Origin of the sequence: Mycobacterium sp. 1465703.0, from assembly GCF_001672975.1 — a bacterium.
GTDB lineage: Bacteria > Actinomycetota > Actinomycetes > Mycobacteriales > Mycobacteriaceae > Mycobacterium.
In genome coordinates, this window is the sequence record NZ_LZKU01000090.1 from 1 (window position 1) to 14,966 (window position 14,966).

Below are 14,966 nucleotides of genomic sequence, written 5' to 3' on the forward strand. Positions count from 1 at the left end.
GCTGTGCGGTGATGTCGAAGTCGATCGGGCTGACATCGTCGGCGGGCACAAAGATCGTCCGTCGGACGGTGCACGGGTCATCGATGTAGGCGTTGTCTTGATTGCTCACCAACGTCTCTATCGCCGCAATGCCCAACGACACCGGCCCGTGCACCGTCCGACGGACGATCTTTGTGCCCGCCGACGATGTCAGCCCGATCGACTTCGACATCACCGCACAGCAACGCGAAGCGCTCTATTCACGGGGATTGCAAGCGGGCCAACAGTTTCTGCAGACCTGGAATTACCCTGCTTATCTGGCCGCCTGCGGCGCCCAGGTGCCTAAATCACCGTGACGGCGCGGAATTGGCGTCGCTTATCCGCGCGAGCAGCGGAGCGCATGCACGCGATGCTGGATACGCGAGACGTCTTCGGGGGAGGGTAGCTGGTTGCTGATACGGGTGATCTCTACCCCGATATCAATGGGGCTGATCGGCCGGAGCCGACGCGTAATGAGATCCTTTGCGATGGCAGTGATGTCGTCGTCGCAAAGCCGTCGGCGCGTCAATGCCACCAGCGGCACATACCCGGTGGCCGGCATGCCGGAGGGGTACCCTGCCCGCACGAAAGCCACAATGCTCGTCACCCAATGCGACAGGTCCATCCGTCCCACCTCGCTAACCGCCGCTGGTTATTCGTAAGCGGCAGTGCTTGCCTTAGCTAGCAACGTACCATCGGCAATGCCATCAGCCAGGTAACGCCACACAGTTAAACGCTTTTTTTACAACTGGTGATGCGGGGTGCCGAAGTGACCTCGGCGACGATTCGTGACGCGTGGCGTGCCGCAACAGTGTTTTGCCGCAAGGCTTTCTAGTATGGCCGCGTGGTGGATCGCTATGGGACTGACGTACTCGCCGCGGGACGACGCCAGCCTCGTTCGACCGAGCACCCGGCCGAACTGGGTCTGGTGGTCGAGGATGTCGAAACGGGTTATGTCGGCGCGGTGGTCCGCGTCGAATACGGTCGAGTGGACTTGGAAGACCGACGCGGGCACGTGCGCGGCTTTCCTTTGGGCCCAGGGTATTTGCTCGACGGGCGTCCGGTCATCCTCACCGTGCCGGGCCGGCCTGCGCCGGCCGGCGCAGCGAGGACGGCGTCCGGTTCGGTGGCCGTGTCGGGTGTCCGCGCCCGCGTCGCCCGGGCCAGCCGGATCTACGTCGAGGGCCGCCACGACGCCGAACTCGTCGCCCAGGTGTGGGGTGAGGACTTGCGGATCGAAGGTGTCGTCGTCGAGCAACTCGGCGGCGTCGACGACCTGGTCAATATCGTCGCCGAGTTCGCGCCGGGCCCGGGACGGCGATTGGGTGTGCTCGTCGATCACCTTGTCGCGGGTTCCAAGGAGGCGCGGATCGCCGACGCGGTGCGGCGCGGCCCGGGCGGCACCGACACGCTGGTGGTCGGTCATCCCTACGTCGACATCTGGCAGGCCGTGAAACCGCAGCGGTTAGGCCTGAAAGCCTGGCCGAAGGTGCCGCGGCAGGTGGAGTGGAAACACGGCGTATGTCAGGCGCTCGGGTTGCCTCACAACGACCAGGCCGACATAGCCCGGGCCTGGCGGCATATCCGTTCGCGGGTCCGGGACTGGAACGATCTGGAGCCGGCCTTGATCGGTCGGGTCGAAGAACTCATCGACTTCGTCACCGCGCCGGGCTCCTGACACCGCAACCACCGGACCAGGGCGAATAGCCGCCGAATGGTTAGGCTACGCTAAGCCGACGGTCCCGATCGGCGGGATAGAAACAAGGCGTATGCAGGGCATTTTCGGCGTATTCATCGGCACGTTCCTCATCGGCCTCCGCGAGGGCCTGGAGGCGTCGCTGATCGTGAGCATCGTCGCCGCGTTCCTCAAGCGAAACGGCCAGACGATCCGCCCCATGTTTGCCGGTGTTGCCCTGGCCGTGGTCCTCAGCGTCGGCGTGGGCGTCGGCCTGGACCTGTTCGCCGCCAGCCTGCCGCAGGCCCAGCAAGAGATGATGGAAACCGTCATCAACGCCGTTGCCGTGGTGTTCGTGACGTCGATGATCATCTGGATGAACGGCAACGCCGGGCAGCTCAAGGGGGAACTCGAGCGCGAAGCCCGGCAGGCGGTCAACCGTGGCGGTGCGCTCGCCCTGGCCGTGATGGCCTTCCTGGCCGTCCTCAAGGAGGGCTTCGAGACGTCGGTGTTCTTGCTGGCGGCCGCCGAGACGTCGCACGGCAATCGGTGGTTCGCCGTGCTGGGCGGCGTGGTGGGCATCGTGACATCGGTCGGGCTGGGGGTGGGCCTGTACTACGGCGGCCTACGCATCAACCTCGGCCGGTTCTTCCGGGTCACCGGGGTGTTCCTGGTGCTGATCGCCGCCGGGCTGGTGCTGGGTGCGCTGCGCACCGCGCACGAGGCGGGTTGGGTGAGCATCGGCCAGCAACAGGTCCTCGATTTGTCCGGATGGATACCCAGCAATTCGGTGCTGGGCGCGGTGACGACCGGGGTGTTCGGCATCCCCGCCGACCCTCGTCTCATCGAGGTGCTGGGGTGGCTGCTGTATGCCGTGCCGGTACTGGTCATCTTTCTGTGGCCCGCGCGGCTTGCCGCCGCGCCGCGAGCCCGCGGCCGGCTGCTGGCGGCGACGTCGGCAGTGCTGCTCATCGTCGGGGCGGGGCTGGCGATCATGACGCCCGTCGCCAGCTCGTCGCCGAGGCTGCTGGCGCGCACCGTCGCCGACCGGTCCGGCCACACGGCTTTGGTGTCGATGGCGATGGGGCCGCACGGGCGCGAGCTGACCATCGTCCCCCAGGGCGCCTCGACCGCCCACCACATCGTCCTTGTCCCGGGAGACCACCAAACAGTCGACGGCTTGCCGGTACAGGTATGGCAGGCTTCCGAGGCGGCCGGGGCCGATGGTGCGCCGGAAGTCACGCTGGATCAGTTACTGGGCATGACCGGCGGCCGGCTGCCGGTCGGCCTCGCGGTCGGCCGCACCCCGGGGCCGTTTCAGGGTCAATGGTCGACGACCACCGTGTATACCGTGCTCGCGCGAGGTGATGCCGTGGTCAGTGCGCAAGCGACGAGCAACCGCACGGCGATTTTGACCGGCGGCGGGCTGACCGGAGCCAAGACCGTCAGTCTTGGCGGGCTGGCGACGGACTGGTCCACGTCCAGTGCCGAAGACCACTCGACTGCGGCCGAGATCGCAGCGGGCGACCGCAATCGCGGCGAGCGGCAGCTCTGGAACGTCTGGCTTCCACTGGCAATAGCGGGTTTTGCGTTGGCTTGCGCGCTGTCAGCGATAGCCTCGGTGCGCGTGGACCGCAGGCAAACCGATGAGAGGAAATCGATTAATGGTGAGTCGTATCGCCCTGGCAACGTGCCGGTCTCCTGAAGTCTGGTTGACCGCAACGGTTTTCGCCGCGGCGACGGTGTTGCCGGTGGCCGCATGTAGCCACTCGAACGGGCAGTCCAGCCCTGCGAATTCCGGGCATGCCGGTCAACCCGGCGGGACGAACGCCGTCAAGATCACCATGGCCAACACCGGTGGCCAGGACGGCTGCGGGCTGGACACCACCAGCGTTCCCGCCGGGCCGGTGACCTTCACGGTCGCCAACACCAATGCACCTGGGATCAGTGAAGTCGAATTGCTCAGGGACCAGCGGATCGTCGGCGAGAAAGAGAACCTCGCGCCCGGTCTGGACCCGGTGTCGTTCACCGTCACGCTGGACGGCGGTGCCTACCAGCTCTACTGCCCGGGCGCCAGCACCGAATATCAGACTCTGACGGTGACGGGTAAGGCGCCGGCGACGCCGACGGGCACCGTGGCCAGCATTCTGGGTCAGGGGACCAAAGACTACGCGGCCTACATCGTCAACCAGATCGGTCAGCTCAACGACGGCGTGAAGGCACTCGACGCCGCGATCCAGTCGGGCAACCTCGATGGCGCGAAGGCGGCCTACGCCAAAGCCCGGTTGTACTGGGAGCGTTCGGAGTCCACCGTGGAGGGCTTCGTGCTGCCCGGCTTTGCGGTCGGCGATAACGCCGGCAGCCTGGACTACCTGATCGACATGCGTGAGTCGACTCCGGTCGACGCCAAGGTCGGCTGGAAGGGCTTCCACGCCATCGAGCGTGATCTGTGGCAGGGTAACGCGATCACGCCCGGAACCAAGGCGTTCAGCAGCGAATTGGTAGGCAACGTCGGCAAATTGAAGGGCATCGTCGCCACCCTGCAGTACAAGCCCGAGGACCTGGCCAACGGTGCCAGCGACCTGATCGAAGAGATTCAAAACACCAAGATCACCGGTGAGGAAGAAGCCTTCAGTCACATTGACCTGGTGGACTTTTCGGGCAACGTGGAAGGCGCCCAGCAGGCATACGCCTCGCTGCGGCCGGGCCTGGAGAAGATCGACGGCAATCTGGTCCGGCAGATCGATCAGCAGTTCAAGGATGTGCTCGCCACGCTGGACGGGTATCGCGACCCCGCCGCACTCGGCGGCTACAAGACCTATACCCCGGAACTCAAGGCCAGCGACGCGCCGAAACTGACCGCGGTCATCCAGCCGCTGCACCAGAGCCTGTCCACCGTCGCTCAAAAAGTCGTCTCGGCTGGGTGATCATGACCGACGATCTCACCCAACCCAGCAACGACGACCCGAAAGACGCTGGCGCACCGCCGGACTCGACCGGGGTGTCACGCCGGCGCGCCCTCGGCGGTGCCATGCTGGCGGGACTCAGCGGCGCCGCCATCGGCGCCGCGGGCGGCGGCTTCGCCGCTCACGCCATGGCGGCACGACAACGCGGCGACGATGACGACACCGTCGACCTGCGCCGCAGTTACCCCTTCTACGGCCAGCCCCACCAAGGCGGAATCGACACGCCCCCACAGCGTTACGCCATGTTCATGTCGTTCTCGGTGGCGCCCGGCGCCGGCCGCGCCGAACTGCGAACCCTGTTGGCGCGCTGGTCGGCGGCCGCCGCGATTCTGCAGCAGGGAAAGCCGGTCGGCACCGTACAGCCGCAGGTCGAGGTGCAGCCTCCGGTTGACACCGGGGAGGCCTACGGCCTGAGCCCCGCCAGTCTCACCGTCACAATTGGCTTGGGCCCCTCGCTGTTCGGTGATCGGTTCGGACTGGCCGCTCGGCGACCTGCCGTGTTCATCGACCTGCCGCCGCTCAACGGGGACAACCTGGATCCCCGCCTGCATGGCGGTGACCTTTCCGTGCAAGCCTGCGCCGACGACCCCCAGGTCTGCTACCACGCGGTGCGTAACTTGGCCCGGCTTGGCCGCAACATCGTCTCGCCGTTCTGGGCGGTGCTGGGGTTCGGCCGAGCCTCCGCCGGCCCCGGCCAGCACACACCGCGTAACCTGTTGGGGTTCAAGGACGGTACCCGCAACATCGCCACTGACGCCGAGTACGCGCGTCACGTCTGGGTCGACAACAGTGACCAGCCATGGATGAACGGCGGGACGTACCAGGTGGTGCGCAAGATCCGGATGTTGATGGAGACATGGGACGTCGATCGGATCGGCAATCAGCAGCGGATCTTCGGCCGTACCAAAGAAGAAGGCGCGCCGCTCAGCGGCAAGCACGAGTTCGATACACCAGATTTCACCGCCAAAGGCGCCGACGGCAACCCGCTCATCGATCCGATGTCACACGTCGGCCTGGCCGCCCGGGAAAACAACGACGGCATCATGATCCGCCGACGGTCCTACAACTACACCGATGGCCTTGATGCCAATGGCCAACTCAACGCCGGTCTGCTGTTCGTCTCGTATCAAAAAGATCCCCAAGATTTTATTCGTCTGCAGAATCGCCTGGGCGCTCACGACCTGCTCAATGAATACATCCGCCACATCGGCTCAGCAATCTTCGCGGTGCCGCCTGCCCCCGCTGAAGGCCACTACATAGGGCAAAGTCTGTTCAGCTGAGCAAATTTCGCCGATCGGCAGCGGCCGGCAGGTGGCGCTGCGTTTCAGGCGGGTGATGTTTCGTGTCGGTGCGGTAAATCAATCTCACCCGCCGTCACGCATCGGTGCCCGCCGCGCACTAACTCCGTGACGCCGCACAATCAGCGAGAAACGGAGAACACATGACCGACGCGCTCGTCATCGACGCCGAAGGCCTTGACCGGCTGTCCTGTAACGCCAAGGCCAACCCCGAGACAGGGAGGAAGACACTCAAGGCCAAGACGGTCTGTGAGACGGGCTTCCGCAACATGACCTACGTCCGGGACCTGGCGCCGGTGCTGGTGGGCGAACCGCCCGCGCTGCTGGGCGATGACTCGGCACCCAATCCCTCGGAGACCGCGCTCGCCGCGCTTGGATCATGCGTGTCGGTGGGCCTGTTGGCCAACGCGACCCATCGTGGCGTGACGCTGACCAAGATCGAGGTCGAGATGGAAGGCGACATCGACATCTCCGCGGTGTGGGGAGTGGGAGATACCCCCCAGGGCAAGCACCTTGGGTTCAGTGCTGTCCGGTGCAAGGTGCGCCTCGCCGGTGACGCCGACGAAGCGACATTGAAGGAGATCCACGATATCGCCATCGCCTGGTCACCGGTGGTGAACACGTTCCGCAATCCGGTAACCGTCGACTCGACTCTGATCACTGAATAAGCTTCGTGACGGAACACCCACCGTGGCAAAGACATTGACCAAGAGCGAGTTCGGTGAGGTTATCTACGCTCAGGAGGCGAAATGACGGCGACCCTGGATCCTGCGGCCGGCCGGTTGGATGTGGAACTGTTGGAGGACATTCGGGCTCGCGCCGCGGCCTTGGACCGCGGTGAGGACGATTCTCGCCGCAGCTTCACCAGGCTGGGTGAGGCCGGTCTGCTCGGCATCGGCGCTCCGGGCAACCTCGACGGCGGCCTTCCGGTGATGGCCGAGGTGATCCGGCTGATCTCCGGGGCGTGCATGAGCACCGGTTTCTCGCTGTGGGCGCATCGCATGACCGTCGAGTATTTACTCACCGCCGCAACCGCATTCAGTACCGCCGCGGTCGAGTCACTGCTGGCCGGAAGGGTGCTGGGGGTTACCGGCATGGCCGCGGCGTTCAAGGAGGCAGCGGGCTGCGGCCGCCTGGAGTTGACCGCCACCTCCGTGGCCGGCGGTTATGCGGTGTCGGGTCCGATCAGGTGGGCCAGCAACCTGTACCCCGACTCGACGATGGTGACCGCCGTGCGTACCGATTCCGGCGAGCGATTGATCGTCGCGCTGCCCTTGGACACGCCCGGTGTAGTACTGGGTGAGCACTTCGATCTGCTGGCCATGGGTAGCACCGCCTCGTCCTACCTGAACTTGGACGGGGCCTACGTTTCCGCCGGACAGGCGTTGTCGGGCGACTTCGAGAGCTTTCTGCAAAAGGTCCGGCCGACTTTCCTGGTGCTGCAGTCGGCAATGTGTCTGGGGCTGACCAGGACGTCCCTGGATCAGGCCCGGCAGGGGCTCGCCGGGGTGAACGAGGTGTTCAGCGACGACGTCGACCGCGTATCGGAGAAGCTGATCGTTGCCGAGGCCACGTTGGCGAGTCTGGCTGCCGCTGTGGGAGGAGCCGAGCCGCCCTCCAAGAAGCAACTGTTGTCGCTGCGGTTAGCCGCAGCCGAATTATCCAGCGCCAGTGCTGCCTTGGAGATCCGCACCGCGGGCGGAAAAGGGTATGCGAGCAGAACGTCGGCGAGCCGGCGCTACCGGGAGGCGGCGTTCATCCCCGTCCAGTCACCGTCCGAAGGTCAACTGCGCTGGGAACTGGCCAGATGCGTCTGAGCGCGGGTCGATGGTGACTCCGGTGGCGGTGCCGCCGGACGGCGCCGAATCCGAACGTTTGGTCGGCGGTGTTCCACTGGCCAGCTTGGTGCGCGACTTTCACCGGCCGATGGTGAATTTCGCACGCACCATGGTGGATTCGGCCACGTTGGCCGAAGAAGCGGTGCAAGAGGCGTGGGTGCAGGTGCTGCAGTCGTCGGATTCGTTCCAGGGACGTTCGTCGGTGAGCACCTGGCTCTTCGGCATTGTCAAGCACACTGCCTCCCGGCACCGGCGCCGCGAATCCCGGATCCGTCACCATGAGGTGCTGGCCGCCACGGACGGCGACGACGTCGACCCGTTGTCGGGCCGCATGCATCCGGCCGGTCACCCCGATGCTGGACATTGGAGCCTGCCGCCGTCGCGGCGCCTCCTCCCCGAAGATCAAACCGTCGATGGCGAACTTCTCGACTACGTGCGGGCGGCGCTGGATGCGTTGCCCGAACGCCAACGGCAACTGGTCATCTTGCGTGACATCGTCGGAACGTCGGCCGACGAGGCGGCCGCGCTTCTCGAACTGTCCGCCGAGGCGCAACGGGCACTGCTCTACCGCGCTCGGGGAAATCTCCGAACCGAATTGGAAAAGCGGTATCAACGATGACCGTTCATGACAACACAGTCCCCGCCATCGATTGCGTCGACTTCGTTCGACTGGTCGACGACTTGGTCGACTCCGACCCGCAGCAGTGGGGACCGATCGTGGCCAAGCACCTCGACGAATGCCCGCCATGCCTGATCTATCTGCAACAGATGCTCGACCTCAAGATCTTGCTCAGTCATGTCTTTGACGGCGAGCAGCTCAGCGAGGACCACATTGCCGGTGTCATCACCGCGATCAACACCTTGAGGAAGGGCGGACACACATGACGATCAACGCGCCAGCGCCAGAGCTTCAGAGCGAAGCGGTGATTGCGGATACCGTGACCGCGTTACCGATCAGGGCGAACGGTGCTTCCGAGGATCCGTTCGAGCCGCTGTCCGTAGGCGCCATGGTGGATCGAGTGGCGGCCATGGCGGTCGAAAAGGCCGCGCACCCTTGGGCATTCCTGATGCGTTCGCTGGTCGGCGGTGTGATGGTGGCGTTCGGCGCGCTGCTGGCCCTGATGGTGAGCACCGGAGTCAAGACACCGGGTGTGGCAAGCCTGCTGATGGGCCTGGCCTTCGGGATGTCCTTCGTCCTCATCCTGGTCTCGGGCATGTCTCTGATCACCGCGGACATGGCCGCCGGCTTTCTCGCAGTGCTCAAGCGCACGCTGAGCGTGGGCAGCTACGTCTTGCTGGTGACCGTCGGACTCATCGGCAACATCGTCGGCGCGCTGGTGTTCGTCACGGTGTGCGCCGCCGCGGGTGGGCCCTATCTGGGTGCATTTGCCGAGCGAGCGGCGACCGTCGGCGCCCTGAAGGCCGGCCAACCGTTCTGGACGGCGCTGCTGCTCGCCGTGGTGTGCACGTGGTTCCTGCAGACGTCGATGTGCATGTTCTTCAAGGCCCGCAGTGACGTCGCCCGGATGGCATTCGCGTTCTACGGCCCGTTCGCCTTCGTGATCGGCGGCACCCAGCACGTCATCGCCAATGTCGGATTTCTCGGTCTTCCGTTGCTGCTCAGCCTTTTCCACCCAACCGCCCCGCACAGCGCGATCAGCTGGGGGTTCGGCGAACACGGCTTGCTCGCCAACATCGGTGTCACCACGGTGGGCAACCTGATCGGAGGCACCGTGTTCGTGGCGTTGCCGTTCTGGATCATTGCGCAATTGCAGCGGCGCCAGATCTAGCCGGCGGCGGTCGACGTTGACCGGCACGTGAGCAGCGGGTGACGAAACGGGCCTTGGCGGGGTCCTCTGGCCTGCCAGTTGAGGACTAAAGTCTCACGATCGACATGCCCTCCTCGGATAACGTCGTTGACGATGGAGGGAGAACGAAATGTCCGCACCCGTCAAGCAACTCGGTATCGTCGTCGCGGTCGACGGTTCGCCGGCGTCAACCGTCGCCGCGGCCTGGGCGGCCCAGGAAGCGGCGATGAGGAACATCCCGCTGACCGTCGCACACGCGGTGTCGACCCCCACCGCGACATTCCCGCCGGTCCCGTGCCCTGAGTCCCTAATCACCAGCCTGGAAGACGAAGGCAAAAAGGCGATCATGCACGCGACGAAAGTCGCCGAAGAGGCGATTCCGGCAGATCGCAAGGTATCCGTCGCCAGGAAGCTGGTGTACTCGGCACCAGTACCGGCCTTGCTGAAGCTGTCCGATGCGGCCGAGATGATCGTCATGGGCAGCTCCGGCCACGGGTTACTGGCCCGTGGTCTGCTCGGATCGGTGAGCTCGACGGTGGTGCGGCACGCGAATTGTCCGGTCGCGGTTCTCCGGAACGAAGAGCCGCCTCCGCGAAATGCTCCCGTCCTGTTGGGCACCGATGGCTCACCGGCATCCGAACTGGCAACCGAGATCGCGTTCGACGAGGCGTCGCGTCGCGGCGTCGACCTGGTGGCCATCCATGCCTGGAGCGACGCCGCGGTGGTCGAGATCTTCGAAATCGACTGGCCTGCGGTCGAAGGCGAAGCACGGCGCAGCCTTGCCGAAAGCCTGGCGGGCTGGCAGGAACGCTATCCCGACGTCACGGTTCATCGACTCATCGCCCAAGACCGGCCGGCGCGTCATCTCATCGACAAGTCGGAGAGCGCGCAGCTTGTGGTCGTCGGCAGCCACGGAAGGGGCGGACTGAGCAGGATGCTGCTGGGTTCGGTCAGCAACGCCGTCCTGCATTCGGTCCGCATCCCGATCATCGTCGCCCGACCGCCGGCTACCTAACGCTGTCACCGCTCACGCAGCACATCGGTGGTCCAGTCGCACAGGGCCGCGATGTCACGTCCGGCCCGTGCGACGGTCCGGTCGGGGCGCACCACCGCGGCGCTGGCGTGCCCTCGGCGCAACCAGGCCGCCAACGCATCGCCGGGTCGGGCGGTTAGGACGACGACGCCGCGACGCCGCAGCGAGGCTTCGTCGGCGGCAGTCGGGCGGATCGTGGTGATCAACGCGAAACCCGCGCCAAGCGCATCATCGAGGCGTCGTCCGTCAGCCAGCAGCTGATTCGGGCACAGCCTGCCGGCGAGCCGGTGGGGCAGTCGCGAACCGTCCACCAGTGCAGAGGAAGACAGCGCCGGTGTAGTCGAGTCGACGATCTTGGCACGCAGGCCGGGGATGAAACGTAACCGCGGCAGCACCAACCGGCGCACCGCATCGCCCGCTCCACCACCGCCGGTCATCGCCCAGCCGATACCCAGCGCCAACCGGATCATCTGCCGGGTATGCGGTTTGCGTTCCTGCTCGTAGCTGTCCAGAATGTCGGCCGCCAGGGTGCCGCGATGAACCCCGGCGATCTTCCACGCCAAGTTGGCCGCATCCCGTAACCCGGCCCCCATACCTTGGCCAATGAACGGGGGAGTGAGATGTGCCGCATCGCCGAGAATGAACACGTTGCCGCTGCGCCACCGATCGGCGATCTGCGCTCGAAAGGTGTACTCGGCTACGCGCAGCAGGTTCAGTTCGCCATCGGCGACCGTTACGGTCCAGGGTGCGATCAACGGCCGCAGCGCGTCCACCGTGGCGAAGTCCGCGGCGGTTTCGCCGGCCATCAGCTGGAACTCCCAACGGTAGCGGGACTCTCCGATGCGCATATAGGTCCCCGCCCGCACCGGGTCGCATAGTTGGTGGACGCCATCCCACTGGCATAGATCGGCGCCCGTGGCCACGTCCACCACCAGCCAGCGTTGCTGAAAATTCATGTCGCGCATCGCCGAGCCGATGTGGGAGCGCACCATGCTGTTGGCTCCGTCGCAGCCCAGCACATAGTCGGTGTCGACGTGCTGAACATGTCCGGTGGAGCGGTCGGTGTAGGTGACGCGGATGCCTTCTGCGCCGTGGCTGATCCCAGTGACCTCGACATTGCCGCGCAACCGCGCGTTCGGGTAGCGCTTTAGGTTCGTCCGCAGCAACGCCTCCAGTTCCGGCTGGTCGAACATGTTGGCTTGCGGAAAGCCGTTGGTATCGCGGGATTGGCCGCGGTCGAACTGAGCGAGCACACCGAAATCCGCGCCCAGCAACCGCAAGCCCCGGGTGGGCCTTGATATCGACGCGAATTCGTCGGCGATGCCGAGTCGGGCGATGATGCGATAGATCTCGTCGTCGAGGTGCACGGCGCGCGGCTGGGGGTACACGGCGGGCCAACGGTCGAGCACCAGGCAATCCACGTCGTATTGCGCCAGCAGGCTCGCTACCGTGATCCCCGTCGGCCCGGCGCCGACCACCACGACGGACGGGCGCCCAACGTCACTCACGCGAATCGGACTGTGGCGCGCTGTGTTCCAAGGTCGATGACCCCGTCGTCGGTGGCCACCGATGCCTCGACGATGTCACCGTCTTGCAGATACTTCGCGTTGTCAACCTGGCGGGAGAAGAAGACTTTCCATTTCACCTTGGGCGGCAACAGGTTTCCGATGATCTGCAGCGGCTTGGGCGGAGCGCTCAACGCGGTGCCGGCCGGGGTTCCGGTCAGCACCAAATCACCGGGTGCGAGTTCCTGAAACTGGGTGAGTGACTGCAGTGCCTGCAGCGGACGGTAAAGCATGTCCGGAGCGACGAGCGCGTTCTGGCGCTCGTCGCCGTTCACGCACAAACGCAGCCGCAGATCACCGAACCGCGTGAGCTCGTCGGGGCTGAGCAGCACGAGTTCTGGGCCTACCGGGGTGAACGTCGGATACGACTTTGCTTCGTAGAATTGGGTCTGCGGCAGTTGGATGTCGCGCGCCGAGATGTCGTTGGTGACAACCAATCCGGCGATGAGGTCGCCGAGACTTGCTTCGGAAATGCTTGTGCCGACCGGGATGGTGCGCCCGATCACCAGTCCGATCTCCACCTCGTAATCCAGTAGCTTGACGTGTTGCGGTTTGACGATGTCATCGAACGGACCGTTGATCGACGCAGACGCCTTCCGAAAGAAGGTCAGCGGAACCGACGACGGATCCATACCCGCGTCCTTGACGTGCGATTCGAAGTTGGTCATCTGGGCTATCACCCGGCACGGCCTGGTCACCGGCGACACCAGTCGTAAACCCTCGAGCGGCACGGTGTCCGCGCGGTCAGCGGCAGCTTCGATGACGGACCGGTCGGCCAGGAGGCCCGCGGTGCTGGTAGCGGCGGTGTCGATCTTCGCGGCACCGTTCGGGGTCTTAAGCCACCAGGCGTCGGCGGTGCGCAGGACGGAAACGGTCATGAGGCGGGCACTTTCAGTAGTCCGGCCAACCGGCCGAGGTCGAATTCGTTGTGTCGCCTTAGTGCGGCGACGATCGAAACCAGTTCGTGGCGCGCAGCTTTGATATCTGTCCCGAGGAAGTCCCGGCTCGCCGGCGGCCCCCATTGGGCCAAGCCGGAGGCGGTGAACGGTGCCCATCCGGGTTCGAGCGTGTTGTCGAACAGGTCGCCGTCGGCGAAGTGCTCGAACAAATAGCCGTCGGGATCGCGCCAGTAGTCGAAGATCTGGCTGCCCTGGATGTGCCTGCCGATGCCCCAGGACCGGAAATAGCCACGCTCGCGCAGGTATTCACCACCGGCCGCCAAGGCGTCGAGGTCGCTGACCTGATATGCCGAGTGAACGTAACGGTTGGCCGGGCCCAGCGCGATCGCCAGGGTGTGGTGGTCGGCCGGGGTGAGCCCTCGATCGCAGCGGATGAAACTCATCGTCGGTCCCCGGGCGCGCTGGCCGGGGAAGTACAAAAAGTCGCTGACGATCATCCCCAGGTTGTCCAGATACCAGTCCAGCGCCTCGCGGTACTTCGTGGACTGCATGACCAGATGGCCCAGGCGCTGTACCCGCGCGGGCGCCCGAAGGGGACGCTGAGTCTCGTTGACGCGGTGGGCGGCTCCTCCGACATTGAGTGAAAGCGGTTGCTGGCCAGGTAGTTCCGGCAGTTCGACCATGCCCGCGACAACGCTGACCGGCATACCACTGGGGTCGCTTAGCGTAACCGAGAGGCCGCCGACCGCCTCGGGCAGTGGCCGGGCGGCGACACCGCGGGCATCGGCGAGCCTCAGCACGTCCGCCTCGTCGCCGGCCCGGAACGCGACGCCGGTGAACCGACACCGCGGCCCGCGACGCAGGATGAGGCACGGCCCGCCGGGCAGGGTGCCGCGCAACTGCACTTCGCCCGCGCTGCGATGTGCCGTCTGAAAACCGAATGCCCGGGCGAACGCCTCGGCCCGCGCCAGGTCTGGTCGCTCGAATTCCAGCCAGGCGATGTCGACGACCTTGATCACCGGATTGCGCGACCGCCCCGGGTGCTCGTCGGGCAGCGCGCCCTGTTGGCTGTGTCCGTCCAACTGTGCGTTCTTGGTCAGATCCATCGGTCGTCTCCCACGGTAACTGACGAAATCGTCACATACGAGTCAATGTTCAGTCAAGCTTTCTGACGGAATTCTCATAACTGATGCATACTGCTAAAGATGAGCGCAATGCCCGACGGTCAGACGCCCAACCGCTTGGTGCGCCGCAAGCGGCGCACCCGAGAGGCGCTGGTCAAGGCTGCGCAACGGCTGATCGCCGAGGGCAAGGTCAACGTGCCGGTTCTGGAGATCACCCAAGCCGCCGACGTGGGGATGGGCTCCTTCTACAACCACTTCGACAGCAAAGAGCAGTTGTTCGACGCCGCTGTCGCCGACGTACTGGACGCCTATGGAGCGATGCTGGACCGGCTGACCGAATCCATCGAGGACCCGGCGGAAACGTTTGCTACCAGTTTTCGGCTGACCGGCCGCCTCTTTCGTCGGCGCCCGCAAGAGAGCCAAATTCTGTTGGCCAATGGACTGGCGCTGTTGTCCTCGTCCGACGGATTGGCACCGCGGGCCCTGCGCGACATCAAAGCCGGCGTGGCCGCCGGGCGGTTCACGGTGGACGATCCCCAGTTGGCCCTCGCCATGGCCGGCGGCGCGTTGATGGGCCTCGGAAACCTATTGCGGGAGGATCCCGATCGGGACGACGCGCGCGCCGCCGACGTCGTCACCGAGAACGTGTTGCGCCTGTTCGGCCTCGGTGCCGCCGAGGCGCACGATATCTGCCAACGGCCGCTACCCGACGACGATTTCCTCGAGGGTTAGCGATTGCCGC

The 14,966-nt window shown here is 65.3% G+C and carries 15 protein-coding genes and 2 pseudogenes; 12 read left to right on the plus strand and 5 right to left on the minus strand.

Annotation, left to right across the window (positions count from 1 at the left end; translation table 11 throughout):
- Positions 1–160: pseudogene (locus tag A5625_RS29545) on the minus strand (hypothetical protein); the annotation flags it as partial.
- Between A5625_RS29545 and A5625_RS08330 the strand changes: the two are divergent.
- Positions 147–335, plus strand: a pseudogene (locus tag A5625_RS08330) (hypothetical protein); the annotation flags it as partial. The pseudogenes A5625_RS29545 and A5625_RS08330 overlap by 14 nt on opposite strands.
- A gap of 20 nt (positions 336–355) precedes the next feature.
- Here the strand turns inward: A5625_RS08330 and A5625_RS08335 are convergent.
- A complete protein-coding gene (locus tag A5625_RS08335) occupies positions 356–643 on the minus strand; it encodes a DUF3349 domain-containing protein (protein ID WP_066991442.1) in 288 nt (95 codons plus the stop codon).
- Between the two features lie 219 nt (positions 644–862).
- Between A5625_RS08335 and A5625_RS08340 the strand changes: the two genes are divergently transcribed.
- From A5625_RS08340 to A5625_RS08385, 10 genes are all read left to right on the plus strand, one after another.
- Positions 863–1,696: a DUF3097 domain-containing protein gene (locus A5625_RS08340; RefSeq protein WP_066991445.1), complete on the plus strand. Its 834-nt coding sequence runs from the start codon at positions 863–865 to the stop codon at positions 1,694–1,696.
- Positions 1,697–1,787: 91 nt separating this feature from the next.
- On the plus strand, positions 1,788–3,398 hold the full coding sequence (efeU, locus tag A5625_RS08345; protein WP_066991448.1) for an iron uptake transporter permease EfeU: 1,611 nt from the start codon (positions 1,788–1,790) through the stop codon (positions 3,396–3,398).
- Positions 3,399–3,435: 37 nt separating this feature from the next.
- On the plus strand, positions 3,436–4,620 hold the full coding sequence (gene efeO / locus A5625_RS08350; protein WP_369829995.1) for an iron uptake system protein EfeO: 1,185 nt from the start codon (positions 3,436–3,438) through the stop codon (positions 4,618–4,620).
- A gap of 2 nt (positions 4,621–4,622) precedes the next feature.
- On the plus strand, positions 4,623–5,939 hold the full coding sequence (gene efeB, locus A5625_RS08355; RefSeq protein ID WP_066991569.1) for an iron uptake transporter deferrochelatase/peroxidase subunit: 1,317 nt from the start codon (positions 4,623–4,625) through the stop codon (positions 5,937–5,939).
- 161 nt (positions 5,940–6,100) lie between these two features.
- Positions 6,101–6,625, plus strand: coding sequence for an OsmC family protein (locus A5625_RS08360; RefSeq protein ID WP_066991451.1), 525 nt, complete (start codon positions 6,101–6,103; stop codon positions 6,623–6,625).
- Between the two features lie 81 nt (positions 6,626–6,706).
- A complete protein-coding gene (locus A5625_RS08365; RefSeq protein ID WP_066991453.1) occupies positions 6,707–7,774 on the plus strand; it encodes an acyl-CoA dehydrogenase family protein in 1,068 nt (355 codons plus the stop codon).
- Between the two features lie 10 nt (positions 7,775–7,784).
- A complete protein-coding gene (locus A5625_RS08370; protein WP_066991456.1) occupies positions 7,785–8,414 on the plus strand; it encodes an RNA polymerase sigma factor in 630 nt (209 codons plus the stop codon).
- Positions 8,411–8,680, plus strand: coding sequence for a hypothetical protein (locus A5625_RS08375; RefSeq protein WP_066991458.1), 270 nt, complete (start codon positions 8,411–8,413; stop codon positions 8,678–8,680). The genes A5625_RS08370 and A5625_RS08375 overlap by 4 nt, the downstream gene beginning before the upstream one ends.
- Complete coding sequence (locus tag A5625_RS08380; RefSeq protein WP_066991461.1) at positions 8,677–9,585, plus strand: formate/nitrite transporter family protein; 909 nt, start codon at positions 8,677–8,679, stop codon at positions 9,583–9,585. Before A5625_RS08375 ends, A5625_RS08380 begins: the two co-directional genes overlap by 4 nt.
- A 148-nt stretch (positions 9,586–9,733) precedes the next feature.
- Positions 9,734–10,618: a universal stress protein gene (locus A5625_RS08385; RefSeq protein ID WP_066991464.1), complete on the plus strand. Its 885-nt coding sequence runs from the start codon at positions 9,734–9,736 to the stop codon at positions 10,616–10,618.
- A gap of 5 nt (positions 10,619–10,623) precedes the next feature.
- Here the strand turns inward: A5625_RS08385 and A5625_RS08390 are convergent, their stop codons facing one another.
- From A5625_RS08390 to A5625_RS08400, 3 genes are read right to left on the minus strand one after another with little or no spacing between them, the layout of a single operon-like run.
- Positions 10,624–12,144, minus strand: coding sequence for a bifunctional 3-(3-hydroxy-phenyl)propionate/3-hydroxycinnamic acid hydroxylase (locus tag A5625_RS08390; RefSeq protein WP_197516021.1), 1,521 nt, complete (start codon positions 12,142–12,144; stop codon positions 10,624–10,626).
- Entirely contained in the window at positions 12,141–13,079 is a 939-nt protein-coding gene (locus tag A5625_RS08395) for a fumarylacetoacetate hydrolase family protein (RefSeq protein WP_066991470.1), read from the minus strand. The genes A5625_RS08390 and A5625_RS08395 overlap by 4 nt, the downstream gene beginning before the upstream one ends.
- The gene (locus A5625_RS08400; RefSeq protein ID WP_066991474.1) at positions 13,076–14,206 is read right to left on the minus strand and encodes a VOC family protein; all 1,131 of its coding nucleotides are present in this window, start codon (positions 14,204–14,206) and stop codon (positions 13,076–13,078) included. The genes A5625_RS08395 and A5625_RS08400 overlap by 4 nt, the downstream gene beginning before the upstream one ends.
- 99 nt (positions 14,207–14,305) lie before the next feature.
- Here A5625_RS08400 and A5625_RS08405 point away from each other — a divergent pair, with 99 nt between their 5' ends.
- On the plus strand, positions 14,306–14,956 hold the full coding sequence (locus A5625_RS08405; protein ID WP_066991476.1) for a TetR/AcrR family transcriptional regulator: 651 nt from the start codon (positions 14,306–14,308) through the stop codon (positions 14,954–14,956).
- Positions 14,957–14,966 lie beyond the last annotated feature (10 nt).

Bases quoted from the DNA above. Each gene is read 5' to 3' on its own strand.
- A5625_RS08365 (WP_066991453.1), top strand. From the start codon at position 6,707: ATGACGGCGACCCTGGATCCTGCGGCCGGCCGGTTGGATGTGGAACTG.
- A5625_RS08360 (WP_066991451.1), top strand. From the start codon at position 6,101: ATGACCGACGCGCTCGTCATCGACGCCGAAGGCCTTGACCGGCTGTCC.
- A5625_RS08375 (WP_066991458.1), top strand. From the start codon at position 8,411: ATGACCGTTCATGACAACACAGTCCCCGCCATCGATTGCGTCGACTTC.
- A5625_RS08380 (WP_066991461.1), top strand. From the start codon at position 8,677: ATGACGATCAACGCGCCAGCGCCAGAGCTTCAGAGCGAAGCGGTGATT.
- A5625_RS08385 (WP_066991464.1), top strand. From the start codon at position 9,734: ATGTCCGCACCCGTCAAGCAACTCGGTATCGTCGTCGCGGTCGACGGT.
- A5625_RS08335 (WP_066991442.1), bottom strand. From the start codon at position 643: ATGGACCTGTCGCATTGGGTGACGAGCATTGTGGCTTTCGTGCGGGCA.
- A5625_RS08370 (WP_066991456.1), top strand. From the start codon at position 7,785: ATGGTGACTCCGGTGGCGGTGCCGCCGGACGGCGCCGAATCCGAACGT.
- efeU (WP_066991448.1), top strand. From the start codon at position 1,788: ATGCAGGGCATTTTCGGCGTATTCATCGGCACGTTCCTCATCGGCCTC.
- A5625_RS08400 (WP_066991474.1), bottom strand. From the start codon at position 14,206: ATGGATCTGACCAAGAACGCACAGTTGGACGGACACAGCCAACAGGGC.
- efeB (WP_066991569.1), top strand. From the start codon at position 4,623: ATGACCGACGATCTCACCCAACCCAGCAACGACGACCCGAAAGACGCT.
- A5625_RS08405 (WP_066991476.1), top strand. From the start codon at position 14,306: ATGAGCGCAATGCCCGACGGTCAGACGCCCAACCGCTTGGTGCGCCGC.
- A5625_RS08395 (WP_066991470.1), bottom strand. From the start codon at position 13,079: ATGACCGTTTCCGTCCTGCGCACCGCCGACGCCTGGTGGCTTAAGACC.